The sequence below is a fragment of the Paenibacillus sp. FSL H7-0735 genome (genome assembly GCF_038008505.1).
Taxonomy (GTDB): domain Bacteria; phylum Bacillota; class Bacilli; order Paenibacillales; family Paenibacillaceae; genus Paenibacillus_AQ; species Paenibacillus_AQ odorifer.
The window spans coordinates 43,994-57,197 of the sequence record NZ_JBBOZH010000003.1 but is presented as its reverse complement, the minus strand read 5'-3'; the positions used below and the strand labels follow the sequence as shown (position 1 = coordinate 57,197).

Here is a 13,204-nt window from a genome sequence, read left to right as displayed (position 1 = left end):
TGTTACTCACGCTCTCCTGGATGCGGTCCAGCGCCCAGGACCAAATACCGCCGGCGAATCAATCCGGAGTCTTCAGCTGCTTACCTAATTGTCTACAGGTTCCGGATGAGCATTGCCCTGGCTAAATGCTACCGCTCACCGCTGGATCCCCTGCAGCAGCAGCTCACGCTCTCCTGGTTGCGGTCCAGCGCCCAGGACCAGCTACCGCCGGCGAATCGATCAGCAGCTCACTTATGTGTCTGCAGGTTCCGGATGAGCATTACCCTGGCTAAATGCTGCAGCTTACCGCTGGATCCCCTGCAGCTGTTACTCACGCTCTCCTGGATGCGGTCCAGCGCCCAGGACCAAATACCGCCGGCGAATCAATCCGGAGTCTTCAGCTGCTTACCTAATTGTCTACAGGTTCCGGATGAGCATTGCCCTGGCTAAATGCTACCGCTCACCGCTGGATCCCCTGCAGCAGCAGCTCACGCTCTCCTGGTTGCGGTCCAGCGCCCAGGACCAGCTACCGCCGGCGAATCGATCAGCAGCTCACTTATGTGTCTGCAGGTTCCGGATGAGCATTACCCTGGCTAAATGCTGCAGCTTACCGCTGGATCCCCTGCAGCTGTTACTCACGCTCTCCTGGATGCGGTCCAGCGCCCAGGACCAAATACCGCCGGCGAATCAATCCGGAGTCTTCAGCTGCTTACCTAATTGTCTACAGGTTCCGGATGAGCATTGCCCTGGCTAAATGCTACCGCTCACCGCTGGATCCCCTGCAGCTGCTACTCACGCTCTCCTGGATGCGGTCCAGCGCCCAGGACCAAATACCGCCGGCGAATCGATCCGGAGTCTTCAGCTGCTTACCTAATTGTCTACAGGTTCCGGATGAGCATTGCCCTGGCTAAATGCTACCGCTCACCGCTGGATCCCCTGCAGCAGCAGCTCACGCTCTCCTGGTTGCGGTCCAGCGCCCAGGACCAGCTACCGCCGGCGAATCGATCAGCAGCTCACTTATGTGTCTGCAGGTTCCGGATGAGCATTACCCTGGCTAAATGCTGCAGCTTACCGCTGGATCCCCTGCAGCAGCAGCTCACGCTCTCCTGGATGCGGTCCAGCGCCCAGGACCAAATACCGCCGGCGAATCGATCAGCAGCTCACTTATGTGTCTGCAGGTTCCGGATGAGCATTACCCTGGCTAAATGCTGCAGCTTACCGCTGGATCCCCTGCAGCTGCTACTCACGCTCTCCTGGATGCGGTCCAGCGCCCAGGACCAGCTACCGCCGGCGAATCAATCCGGAGTCTTCAGCAGCTCACTTAAGTGTCTGCAGGTTCCGGATGAGCATTGCCCTGGCTAAATGCTACCGCTCACCGCTGGATCCCCTGCAGCTGTTACTCACGCTCTCCTGGATGCGGTCCAGCGCCCAGGACCAGCTACCGCCGGCGAATCGATCCGGAGTCTTCAGCAGCTCACCTAATTGTCTACAGGAACCGGATCTGAGCATTGCCCTGGCTAAATGCTGCAGCTTACCGCTGGATCCCCTGCAGCAGCAGCTCACGCTCTCCTGGTTGCGGAATCGGAATTTACCTGATTGATTATGACGAGGTACGGTTTATTTCTCTTGCTATACAATCTAGAGCTCACATATAATACAAACAAATGTTCTTATTTTAGAGAGGTGTTAAACATGTTAGAAGATACTCCGCGCAAGTTATTGTTGATCATTAATCATTACTCACGACATTTTGGATGTCTGCCATCATTGCCTGAGTTGGAGCGATTAAGTGGTCGTATGCCCGTCGATATCAGAAACGGATTAGAAGAATTAGCGAAAGAAAACTATATTGAGTGGAACCCACATACACCGCCTGAAAGGGCATGCATTATATCAGGTTGGGAAAGAGATAATCCATCCCACCGAGATCCAGATGAGGTACAAAAGGTTAAGAATATACCGAGTAGTGCGGATTATTGGTTGTTATATTAGTGGGGGATTTATGCATAAAAAAATTAAAAGGTTAGGTAAGGAGATGCAAAAAAAAGCCCGATTTAAATCCCAGGCTTTGGTATGAATTTTCATAAATCGGGCGTAAATCCATAACAGCAGCAGCTCATACTCTCCTGGATGCTGCAAGCGCCCAGGATCAAACACCACCGGCGCACCGATCCGGAATCTTCTTCAGTTGCAAACCTGTATATCTGCAGGAACCGGATCTGAGTGTTGCCCTGGCTCATTAGAACACTTTACATGTGGACTTCATGATTAGCTTTTATGAATTAGTCCGTATCATAATTTTTGTTTAAGTAATCTGAAATTAGTTCTTGGGTTTTGTCAACACCCACAATATTTTCATAGTTAATTATTGCGGCATCAAGTTTCTTCTTAGCTAATAGTTTAGGTAAAGCTACTCCTTGATCTAATTGGATTATTCTTTGAACTACTAAACGCATTATTGAGGTTCTTGTTATCCCAGGATCAAGAGAACTTAAAATATCATCAATTACTGAATAGGCTGTTTCACTAATACTAATTCGTATTGGTTCTACTTGTTCAGGTGTCTTTCTCAAAAAACTTATATCCTCGTCAGTGATAGAGGATGGTGTGAAGTCGGAGCTTAAAATAAACTGTTCGATTACATAATTAAGATTTCTTGATTTAGTCCATTTTTTTAAAAATTCATGAGTACCTTTTTCCAGATAAAAGGTATTTGGTTTTCTTTCTGATGGAGAAGTGAAAAGGTCCCTTTTGTCTTTATAGAAAATGTTGAAATTGGATATAACATCTCTCATCACAGATGAACGGTTTGCCGAAACGCCTTTATTTTTAAGATTAGTAACTAAGTCATCTATAATAGTTATTGCTTCGATACTTAGAGCCATATTCGTGGCAATTGAATTCTCGCTGTTTTTTTTTGCTGGTCTGCCTCTTCCCCGTTTTTTATCTATCTCATTATCTTCATCATCAAGGGAGTTGGAATTTGAAGGAGAAAATTTATAGTCATTCAATATGAATGATTCTAAGCTTTTTCGTCTTATTTTTTCTGGGACTAACTTTCTAAATTCATCTAATTGAACACTATCTAACGCGAGTCCATATTTTTTAATCAATTATAAACAACCTTTCTATATATAAGAATCCAGATTATCTATTTCATAGGTATTAAAATGGAATCCTTCTTTAATATTTTGCAGCAACATTAATACCATAGAAAAATTATTTTTATCTAGCTTATTTATTAAATCATAAATTGAAATCATTTGCTTATGACTATATAGTTCTGCAGATAGTTTAATCAAAATTGTTAGTTCTTCAATATCGTCATTTGAATTTAACAGATTACTCCAGTCAATTTCTCCTTCATTCCAATTTATAAAGTGAGTTACCTTGTTTCTAAATTCTTCATTTCCTGCCATCAGGTAAACTACCGGAAGTAGATTGCAATCATTTCGTTTTCCTGCGGGTAGTTGTGCTTTTATTAATCTGTATTGGTTTTTATGTGAATAATCAGTGAATTTCTCCATTAGTATTCAACCTCCATTTTTTAATTTATCCGAATAATATTTTAGAGTAAAAGCCACCGGCTATAAAGCCGATAGCTTTTACAGCTTTATAATAAACCAGAGGATTTAAAAGAATAATAGCCTTCTTGCCACCCTACTATTAAATGGTCTAAAAGTTCAATGCCCATTATTTCACCGCACTCTGCTACACGTTGTGTTAACTTTATATCTTCTTCAGATGGGGTTACAATGCCGCTAGGGTGGTTGTGAGCTATGATTATACTTGCAGCATTATTTAAGATTGCAGCCTTGAATATTTCTCTTGGATGAGCGATTGATGCGCTTAAGGATCCCATATGACAACGATGGATAGCAATAATTTGGTTTTTAGTGTCAAGAACCATAATTAGAAGAACCTCTCTATCTTCGTCAACTATGTATTTGTTTGTGATCTCAACTGCATCAATAGGTGAGCAAACACGTATGAGTGGTAAGTTTGTTTTATCAATTTGTTGAGTAATTCTTGTGATTTCGATAATGCATTCCATTTTATATCCCCTTTTCTAATTGTTTCTTGATTTAATTATACCATCAAGACATTAAAAATCAAGTGTTTAATTACATAGTAAATTAAAATCATTGTATCGATCCGGAGTCTTCAGCTGCTCACCTAACTTTCTGCAGATTCTGGATTTTAGCGTTGGCTGGCTAAATGCTACCGCTCACCGCTGGATCTCCTGCAGCTGCTACTCACGCTCTCCTGGATGCGGTCCAGCGCCCAGGACCAGCTACCGCCGGCGCATCGATCAGCAGCTCACTTATGTGTCTGCAGGTTCCGGATCTGAGCATTGCCCTGCCTAATTGCTAACGCTTACAATAAGATCCCTTGCAGCTGCTACTCACGCTCTCCTGGATGCGGTCCAGCGCCCAGGACCAGCTACCGCCGGCGCATCGATCAGCAGCTCACTTAAGTGTCTGCAGGTTCCGGATGAGCATTGCCCTGGCTAAGTGCCACCGCTCACCGCTGGATCTCTTGCAGCTGCTACTCATGCTCTCCTGGATGCGATCCAGCGCACAGGACCAGGTATCGCCGGCGCATCGATCAGCAGCTCACTTAAGTGTCTACAGGATCCGGATCTGAGCATTGCCCTGGCTAAGTGCCACCGCTCACCGCTGGATCTCTTGCAGCTGCTACTCATGCTCTCCTGGATGCGATCCAGCGCACAGGACCAGGTATCGCCGGCGCATCGATCAGCAGCTCACTTATGTGTCTACAGGATCCGGATCTGAGCATTGCCCTGGCTAAATGCTGCAGCTTAACGCTGGATCCCCTGCAGCTCACGCTCTCCTGGATGCTACTAGCTACCGCCGGCGAATCGATCCGGAATCTACAGCAGCTCACACTCTCTTAGATCGGGTGTATGGTTCAAATAGCTACACTCTATTACGCAGCAAAAAAACACTATATGAGGTATCGACTAAATCTCTTATCTGATATCTCATATAGTGTTTTTGAGTGGGTTCTGTAATGAACCCCAATGGCTATTAATGTTTTAACGCTGAAGATACAATGATTTTTTTCTTAAGTAAAAAATTGTCGGATATAATAAATTCTCCGTTTTCATCAACAAAATGATTATTTCCATTCTCGCTTAGTATGAATTTTGAAAGTTTCTCGAAGGTTCCATAATTGATTATGTAAGAAGCTCCTTTGTTAAAGTACATTATTTGTCCACCTCCATTTAACTGGAAATTACTATATAACTGATAGTTCTTGTGCAATTCTAATTAGTGATGTTTTTTTAATCTCATAATATTTTTGTCTTCCAAACCCTAAAACACTCATTAATTGATCATCTTTTGGTTCGCGTCTAACTAAATATTTCGCACTTACCAAAGAAAGCTGTGGCTCAGTTAACTCACTAAGAGCATGAGCCATATCATATAAACGATCTTCAACATTCATTAATTCTTCCTTGATTTTTTCAGCTCTAGAAAATGGTCTCATTACTGCATCTTCAATTGGAGAAGATACTCCCCCCCTTGCTGAAACGCCACTGATATTTCCATATGTAGCAGTCATTTTAGGTAAATCAAGAACATAAAAGGCACCTAAAATGTCGGTCAGCTGCTGTTCAAGATTATGTTTTCTTTGTGTTAATCGATAATGCTCACGTAAACGATTTTCTATAATAGGGACATATTGAGATCGTGAGGCAGTTGGAATTTCCAATTCCATTTGATCAGCATCTGATTTATTAGTTATTCCAAAAATCGCAGCGTAGCCATTCAAATCAAAGTACTCTCTAATTAGATCTAATTCATCAGAGTGAGTTTCTCCCTCTGATTTCAAACAACTTTTTTGAAGTCTTTGATAGCGTATATAAATCCAGTCAAGTGGTAACGAACTGATGTTAGTTTTAGTAATCTGCACGCTTCGCATTAATTTCTCCTTCCGTGATAGACAGATTTAATATGGATATCAAAAATACATATCTCAAACTTATCTAAATAAGTAAGTGTGATAATAAATATTACTAAAAATAGTAAGTTACCTATATAACAGTGTTCCATTATTACTTTTTTTGAGAAGATATGTATTACAAATAACTAAAATTCGTATTCTCAGCTTATTTTGTAGGAGGATCTCTATTGCAATACATAGGTGAACGATTAAGAGCAATTCGTAAAAATAGAAATCTCACACAACAAAAAATATTTGAGCGTTCAGGAATATCAGTTGGAACTTTATCGGATTGGGAAAATAATAAGCGTGCTCCAACAACATCAGCTTTGCAACGTTGGGCAGATGCCGTGGGTATTGATTTTTGGGACATATTTTTTTCTGATTTGACCCCTACAGCAGCTGAGATTAACATGCTGACTTTATTTAGACAGTTGACTCCAACTGATCAAGAACATTTGTTATCACTTATGAAACTTATGTCAAAGAAAAAATAGTTTAACCTTTAGCTTCGATTCTCCGAATAATTCCCATTAATCCGTCAAATGAAATTAAATTTTTGTCAATCTCTTCTTCCGACTGATCTTCTATTATTTTTCCAGTGAATCTAGAAGGTGAGAAACTGCAAACTGTCTCACTTTCTTCGATTTTCCCATCTGTTTTTGAACACCAGTTCCAATGGCTACAATTTCCGCAATTCATCATAAAAAAAACCTCCTAAGTATTAATTTCGATTTAACACTGATGTTAGCAAGTGGGCGATTGTCCCAGCATTCATTTGTAATTGGTCACTTTTTTTTATTTCTAAATATCCTGCTACCCGAGCTTTGTAATTTTCCTGATTAATACAGTGTGTTACAGAGATTAAATCAGTCCCTCTTTTTAAATTCTCGACTAGTGATATACCAGTCATAACAAGGTGTATTAATTTTCGATTTCCAATCGCTTCGTTAATCAGAGACAAGTGATATTCATTAACTGCTTTTGTGTCACCTGAGATGTAATCAATATAGTTTTTAGGGATTGTGATAGAACTTGAATCTCCGATGCCTTTTAGTTTTGTGTGATCCATTATTTCCCTCCATATTTAATGTTGTAAGATAAAACTGGCTTGATAAATACCTTAATAGATGAACTTAGATAGGCTTAGATGAAACTTCAATAGTTATATTGCCATATAAAACCAATGATAGCAATGGAAAACTTACTAAAAATAATAATAAATTATGACGAATGTTATCTTTAAAAGTAATATAAGGGGTGGTTTAACTCTGTTTGTAGGTATAAAGTTCCTTTTTTGAGAGGGGAATTATGCAATATGAAAATAAGTGCGACTATATTTTTTGTAGTCTATTAGTGGTAAAAACTTATAAAAGTAATACGAATAAATGAATTCATATTGAATTATAAATGAAGAATATTTAACAGAATAGCTAATTTTAATTATATTCATCTCAATATTGAACTCAAATTGAATTGAAAATGAATTTAAAATACTTGCTTACTTTTAAGATTTGGTATATATTTGTAAAGAAGAATCATTTTCGTGTTCAAATTAAATTCAAATACAATTCATTTTGAATTGAAAGGATTTAAAAATTAAAAATGAGGTGATTGTGAAATGGTTGCTAATATTAAAAATGATTTTGGAAACTCTACTAACAAGATGTATTACAATGGTAAAAAACTGGTACAGCCATCTACGATAAAACGGCTTACTGAACAACCAGCTATTGCAGAAGGTAATCTTGAAAAACATATGGCTAATCTATTTGATGAATTAACCGTGAATATTACAAGTCCTGCATTAAAGAGATCGGGATTTTTTAGTGTAGGTAAACGTGCGAATCTAAATATTGCTAAAACCGAAAATATGAATATACGAATTGGTGAAAAGCATAAGCATGACATACCAGTAATTATGAATCTCTCAATGACAGCAGCCGCAGCAATTACTGAATACTACGAAGAACATGCCAAATTGCCCGTAACCTTATCAATTGAAGCAAAAATGACAGGAGCAATCCCTGCCTCTGAATGGAAACCAGCAACTGCTTCAATGATGGAAAAAAGATTTACTAATAACGGAGACGGAAAGTCTTCGCATGTAGTGATTGTATATATTGGAACCTCTTTAGTAACTGTTACAATTAACTATATTTCCGTTAAAATAACTCAAGAGGGCGTACCTGCAATATATGCATTGAGGGAAGCACCGACCCCCAAGGAAAATAAAGTCCCTGGAATACTGGATAAATTAGTAAAGGAGTATAAAGGGAAAAAGGGCAGAGAACATATTGCGAACTTAACTCAAGTTGAAATTGCACAGAAAAAAGGCTTATTAACTGACATAGGTTCTGGAACAACGGAATTAATTCATCTTCATGGTGCTAATCCTGTTATAGATAACTGTACCGGTGTACAGCGTGGGGTGGGTCATGCAGCAGAAGAGGCAGCTAAAGCGCTATCAAGTAATCTCGGAGGTCATCTACAAATTAATAGACAGCGATTTGATGATTTGTTGTTAAATACTGATGATAATTTACATGATTCTGCTATAGCATTTATGGATGATGCTAAGTATGTAGAGGCGCAGAATATTTTAGAGATTATTAAAGAACGTTACATAGTAATAGGTGGGGACATTGAGTACTTTATGGTGCTTGGAGGCGGTAGTATAACATTTGAATCGGAACTTTATTCCGATCTAGTCGCTTTCGCAGAGGAAGTGCATTGCTTTGTACTTTGGATTCCTGCAGAGTATGCGGTAGATATGAATCTTGAAGGTTTATCAATACTTCATGATAGAGTGTTTTTTCCTTCGGAGGTTGTTAAGTCGTGAACGAGGATAATAAAGAGGTCAGTAAACGAGATCTTGTGTCCTGGCGTATTAATAAACTCAATGATTTCCAGTCTCTAAATAAATGGGTTAATGCACAAGGAAACATTCAAATTTCACTCACAACGTTGGTTAGACATATGATTGATCGCTTTGGATATAGAGATATTACGGATATTGACATTCAAAAAACAATGTTTTTAGAGCCATATTCCAAAGATTTTGAAAATATCATTGCTGTTATGGATGAATTGAAAAATAAATTATCGATTTCAAATTCTTCTACAGAGTTAAGCGTAGATCCAGAAATTAGTGATGAAAAGAACCAAGATACAAGTTCTGCTGTGACTAGCATTGAAGCAAAAAAGGACGTAAACTCAGAGAAAGATAACTTTTACTCAACTATAGATCCCTCACGACTTTAAACAAGTGGAAACCTAATTATTTGGCCTCAAAAGCCACTTAATTAGGTTTTTTTTTTTTGGAAGAGCGTAAGAAAACAAAAATCCGGAACCTGCAGATACATAAGTGAGCTGCTGATCGATGCGCCGGCGGTATTTGGTCCTGGGCGCTGGACCGCATCCAGGAGAGCGTGAGTAGCAGCTGCAAGGGATCTTATTGTAAGCGTTAGCAATTAGGCAGGGCAATGCTCAGATCCGGAACCTGCAGACACATAAGTGAGCTGCTGATCGATGCGCCGGCGGTAGCTGGTCCTGGGCGCTGGACCGCATCCAGGAGAGCGTGAGTAGCAGCTGCAGGAGATCTAACGGTGAGCGGTGGCACTTAGCCAGGAACAATGCTCAGATCCGGAACCTGCAGACACATAAGTGAGCTGCTGATCGATGCGCCGGCGGTAGCTGGTCCTGTGCGCTGGATCGCATCCAGGAGAGCGTGAGTAGCAGCTGCAGGAGATCTAACGGTGAGCGGTGGCACTTAGCCAGGAACAATGCTCAGATCCGGAACCTGCAGACACATAAGTGAGCTGCTGATCGATGCGCCGGCGGTAGCTGGTCCTGTGCGCTGGATCGCATCCAGGAGAGCGTGAGTAGCAGCTGCAGGAGATCTAACGGTGAGCGGTGGCACTTAGCCAGGGCAATGCTCATCCGGAACCTGCAGACACATAAGTGAGCTGCTGATCGATGCGCCGGCGGTAGCTGGTCCTGGGCGCTGGACCGCATCCAGGAGAGCGTGAGTAGCCGCTACAGGGGATCCAGCGGTGAGCGGTAGCAATTAGCCAGGGCAATGCTCAGGTCCGGTTCCTGCAGAAGAAAAAATTGATAGTAATAGATCAATATGCTATTATAAATAATATTTTTGAGGCATATGCCTCAAAAAAAGGAGGAGCCTATGTTTGATATAAAATCCTTAACATTAAGTGATATAACGAAAGAGCTTCATCACGTATTTGAATTGTTTAATAAAACTTATTTTGATGGGATATTACCTACACCAGCTATAACTATACAATCAAACGGGCATCAAAGGCTTTCTATGGGATGGTGTTCAGTAGTACCCGTTTGGGGCACACAAGATGGGACATTGCAAATGTATGAATTAAATCTATCAGCTGAGTTTATGGATCAGGACTTTTATGAAACGATGGATACTGTTTTGCATGAAATGGTCCATCTCTACCACCTTCACGCAGGTATACAGGATACCAGTCGTAAAGGTACATATCATAATAAACGCTTTAAACAAAAGGTTTTAGAGCTAGGATTTGAATACAAGGAGGATAAACCAGATCCTAAACATGGATGGACTTATGCGAGACTTGGAGATGAGGCAAAACGAAAAATAGGAGAAATGCCGATTAGAAAAGAAATATTCGTAATCGCACGACATGGATATAGTTATTTCAAAGCTTTAGCAGAGGGGGGGAGAACGGATGAAATAGCCAGTTCTAGCAGTACTAATATGGGTTATGAGTCAGGCTCAAAATCTATTAAATGGACCTGTCCATCATGTGGGATTTCAGTAAGATCATATAAAAAAGACTTAAACATTTTATGTGGTGATTGTAATCAAAATTTTGAAACAGAATAAGTCGATATTTCTAGGTCACTATGATAAACAACTGAGTATGAGCAGCTAAATTCTAGTAGTTGGAGCATGTACATAAGTACCAGCAGACAGTACAATCCAGAGCCATAAATATAACCTTAAAAAGCTTTGTATGTATGATTTATTAAATACAAAGCTTTTTTTTATTTTTTATACCTAAAACCATTTACAAAAGATGTTTTGATGGTATAATAAAATAAGAAAGGAGGTGATTACATGGTCGAGGCTTCACTTGAATCACTTTACGATCAATTTGAGGCACTTCAATCTGAAATGTATGAACTAAGTAATCTTTATGCGTTAAATTCTTATGTAGTCGTATCTAAGTCACAGCAATTAGATCAGGTACACAATCTTATTAATAAAACAAAAAAGCCGAATGCGTAGGAGCAATCGACTTGTAAGAGGCGTGAAACTTTGCCGGTACCACGCCTCTCCAGAATAACATACAAAGGGAGAGAGTAGAATGGAAATTTTGACAACACCAGTTTTAGGTTGGGTATTTTTAGTAGAATCAGGGCTTGCGTTTTTATGGTGCATGTTTAGAAAAAATAAGCAAAATTCCGACAAAATATAGGTGTGGAGCAAGGCTGTGAACAACTTTTCTCTTCTTTTTTATAACCTTATGTGCTAAAATGTGGATAACTTAAATTGTTCTTTTGACAAAGAAATAGCCATTGAAAAAGCTTCTAGTAGAAGAGTTGGAGCTCTGATACTAGGTGCCGAATCAACCGATCTGGACATCGGTGAATCAGTGCTTTAACAATGACCTGGGGTATTTCTTAATACCTTATTTATGGTATTGATATATATTAATTTACCATAGTGTCATCTATTTTTCAAGTGTTTACAAGCCCTCGATTTGTCTTTGTACAGGCAGATCGTGGGCTTTTTCTGTATTCATAAACAATTAAAATCCATCTATTAATGGGGTAATTCATCTAAACCATGAAAAGGATCCTTTTTTCCATGGTGTGCGTTAGAAGTAGATTTATAGGACTACGTATGAATGCGCTGGCTTAAGATCGTTGCTATTTACAATTTCACACTATATGAAAAATTCATAATAGGAACGACTGCAATCCCTTTGCCACTACCAGAACACATATACAATCGATCTCATAGCAATTTAAAGAGGAAGCTCTTTCTGTCACATTTTACATAATCAGGAGGTAATTATGCAAAATCCAATGAAACTAAAACGGGTCGTTATTAAAGAGGAACTGGTAGCTTTAACCGGCGATTACGTGTCAGCATTAATACTAAATCAATTTATTTATTGGTCTGAAAGAGTCAAAGATGCAGATAAGTTAATTCAAGAAGAAACTGAGCGTATGTCTACCAATGGACTGCAGCCAAATCTAAAACGTGATCATGGTTGGTTTTATAAAAAAGCAGAAGAATTGTCTGAGGAATTAATGCTTAAGGCAAGTATTCAAACCATAAGAAGAAAAATAAAAAATTTGATTGACGGTGGATGGATCTACGAGAGAAGAAATCCTAATTATTCTTGGGATAAAACATTTCAATACAGAGTAGATTTAATACAAATTATGACTGATCTAAGTATAAAAGGTTATCACTTAGAGGGATACGAATCATTACAACGAACGCTAAATATAACAAACTTTCAAATGACATACCCGAAGTTCCAAAATGGAAGTTCGGAAGACCATTTTGGAGATAGCAAGTTCCAAAATGGAAGTTCGGAGGTCCAAATTGGAGATTCGAATCACCATACAGGAATTTCGAACGGTCAATCTGGATACTCGAACTTCCAGAATCGAACTCCGAACCTCCCTGCTGGAACAGCAATACCAGAGATTACTTCAAAGACTACTTCAGATTCAATATTGAATGATAGATTGAATGGGTCGGCTATCGCCGCCTCTATGAATCTTCCATTGAATAACATTGATGATAATTTAAATAGAATATACGAAGTGCTCTGTACTAATGTGCCTAAATATTGCTACGTAGCAGATAATATACCAATGAATGATAGTTATATAGAATCTATCTTTCTAATGTTAAGCAGCCATCATAAAGATATTCTCTTACCAGAAATAGTTATTAAAGCGTGTGAACTCTACTTCGAGAAATCTTGTAATCTTGATTTGGTTTCTGGTGGTGTATCTATGCATTTGAAAATAAACAATCCAACTGGATATTTTTCTACATGTTATGAAGAAGCTTATAAACTTTACAAGGTAAAACAAGGTTTATTAAATAGATAATTACGAAATCTACTAATTGAGCCAAAGTTAATTTTTACAGTGCTTATTTTAGTGCTCATTGCTTTACAAGAGATTGAGTAACTAGAACTCACCGGTAGATCCCTGCAGTAACAGC

14 protein-coding genes are annotated in these 13,204 nt (G+C 39.5%); 8 read left to right on the top strand and 6 right to left on the bottom strand.

Annotation, left to right across the window (positions count from 1 at the left end; genetic code table 11):
* Positions 1 to 1,671 precede the first annotated feature (1,671 nt).
* Positions 1,672 to 1,971 (top strand): hypothetical protein, encoded by a 300-nt coding sequence (locus tag NSS82_RS32555; protein WP_076139110.1) that lies wholly within the window; start codon positions 1,672 to 1,674, stop codon positions 1,969 to 1,971.
* A gap of 290 nt (positions 1,972 to 2,261) precedes the next feature.
* On the opposite strand, the gene NSS82_RS32550 is transcribed toward NSS82_RS32555, so the two are convergent.
* The 3 genes from NSS82_RS32550 to NSS82_RS32540 form a co-directional block, all read right to left on the bottom strand.
* Positions 2,262 to 3,092 carry a hypothetical protein gene (locus tag NSS82_RS32550; RefSeq protein ID WP_340953072.1) on the bottom strand — a complete coding sequence of 277 codons (831 nt, stop codon included), beginning with the start codon at positions 3,090 to 3,092 and terminating at the stop codon, positions 2,262 to 2,264.
* A 15-nt stretch (positions 3,093 to 3,107) separates the two neighbouring features.
* Entirely contained in the window at positions 3,108 to 3,506 is a 399-nt protein-coding gene (locus tag NSS82_RS32545; protein ID WP_340953073.1) for a hypothetical protein, read from the bottom strand.
* A gap of 86 nt (positions 3,507 to 3,592) precedes the next feature.
* Positions 3,593 to 4,033: a JAB domain-containing protein gene (locus NSS82_RS32540; RefSeq protein ID WP_340953077.1), complete on the bottom strand. Its 441-nt coding sequence runs from the start codon at positions 4,031 to 4,033 to the stop codon at positions 3,593 to 3,595.
* 609 nt (positions 4,034 to 4,642) lie between these two features.
* On the opposite strand from NSS82_RS32540, the gene NSS82_RS32535 reads away from it, so the two are divergent.
* Positions 4,643 to 4,897 carry a hypothetical protein gene (locus NSS82_RS32535; protein WP_340953080.1) on the top strand — a complete coding sequence of 85 codons (255 nt, stop codon included), beginning with the start codon at positions 4,643 to 4,645 and terminating at the stop codon, positions 4,895 to 4,897.
* A gap of 344 nt (positions 4,898 to 5,241) precedes the next feature.
* Here NSS82_RS32535 and NSS82_RS32530 read toward each other — a convergent pair whose 3' ends face one another.
* Positions 5,242 to 5,928 carry a hypothetical protein gene (locus NSS82_RS32530; protein ID WP_340953082.1) on the bottom strand — a complete coding sequence of 229 codons (687 nt, stop codon included), beginning with the start codon at positions 5,926 to 5,928 and terminating at the stop codon, positions 5,242 to 5,244.
* A gap of 209 nt (positions 5,929 to 6,137) precedes the next feature.
* Between NSS82_RS32530 and NSS82_RS32525 the strand changes: the two genes are divergently transcribed.
* Complete coding sequence (locus NSS82_RS32525; RefSeq protein ID WP_076139094.1) at positions 6,138 to 6,446, top strand: helix-turn-helix domain-containing protein; 309 nt, start codon at positions 6,138 to 6,140, stop codon at positions 6,444 to 6,446.
* Position 6,447: 1 nt separating this feature from the next.
* Here NSS82_RS32525 and NSS82_RS32520 read toward each other — a convergent pair whose 3' ends face one another.
* Both NSS82_RS32520 and NSS82_RS32515 read right to left on the bottom strand, forming a co-directional pair.
* A complete protein-coding gene (locus tag NSS82_RS32520; protein WP_340953084.1) occupies positions 6,448 to 6,654 on the bottom strand; it encodes a hypothetical protein in 207 nt (68 codons plus the stop codon).
* A 19-nt stretch (positions 6,655 to 6,673) separates the two neighbouring features.
* Entirely contained in the window at positions 6,674 to 7,021 is a 348-nt protein-coding gene (locus NSS82_RS32515) for a hypothetical protein (RefSeq protein ID WP_340953085.1), read from the bottom strand.
* A gap of 549 nt (positions 7,022 to 7,570) precedes the next feature.
* On the opposite strand from NSS82_RS32515, the gene NSS82_RS32510 reads away from it, so the two are divergent.
* The 5 genes from NSS82_RS32510 to NSS82_RS32490 all read left to right on the top strand — a co-directional run bounded on the left by NSS82_RS32510 (position 7,571) and on the right by NSS82_RS32490 (position 13,089).
* Positions 7,571 to 8,791 carry a ParM/StbA family protein gene (locus tag NSS82_RS32510; RefSeq protein WP_340953088.1) on the top strand — a complete coding sequence of 407 codons (1,221 nt, stop codon included), beginning with the start codon at positions 7,571 to 7,573 and terminating at the stop codon, positions 8,789 to 8,791.
* Positions 8,788 to 9,213 carry a hypothetical protein gene (locus tag NSS82_RS32505; protein ID WP_340953090.1) on the top strand — a complete coding sequence of 142 codons (426 nt, stop codon included), beginning with the start codon at positions 8,788 to 8,790 and terminating at the stop codon, positions 9,211 to 9,213. The genes NSS82_RS32510 and NSS82_RS32505 overlap by 4 nt, the downstream gene beginning before the upstream one ends.
* A 922-nt stretch (positions 9,214 to 10,135) precedes the next feature.
* Positions 10,136 to 10,834, top strand: a complete 699-nt coding sequence (locus NSS82_RS32500) for a SprT-like domain-containing protein (RefSeq protein ID WP_340953096.1) — start codon at positions 10,136 to 10,138, stop codon at positions 10,832 to 10,834.
* Between the two features lie 234 nt (positions 10,835 to 11,068).
* Positions 11,069 to 11,239, top strand: a complete 171-nt coding sequence (locus NSS82_RS32495) for an aspartyl-phosphate phosphatase Spo0E family protein (protein ID WP_340953099.1) — start codon at positions 11,069 to 11,071, stop codon at positions 11,237 to 11,239.
* A 791-nt stretch (positions 11,240 to 12,030) separates the two neighbouring features.
* Positions 12,031 to 13,089: a hypothetical protein gene (locus NSS82_RS32490; RefSeq protein ID WP_076138943.1), complete on the top strand. Its 1,059-nt coding sequence runs from the start codon at positions 12,031 to 12,033 to the stop codon at positions 13,087 to 13,089.
* The last annotated feature ends 115 nt before the right edge of the window (positions 13,090 to 13,204 follow it).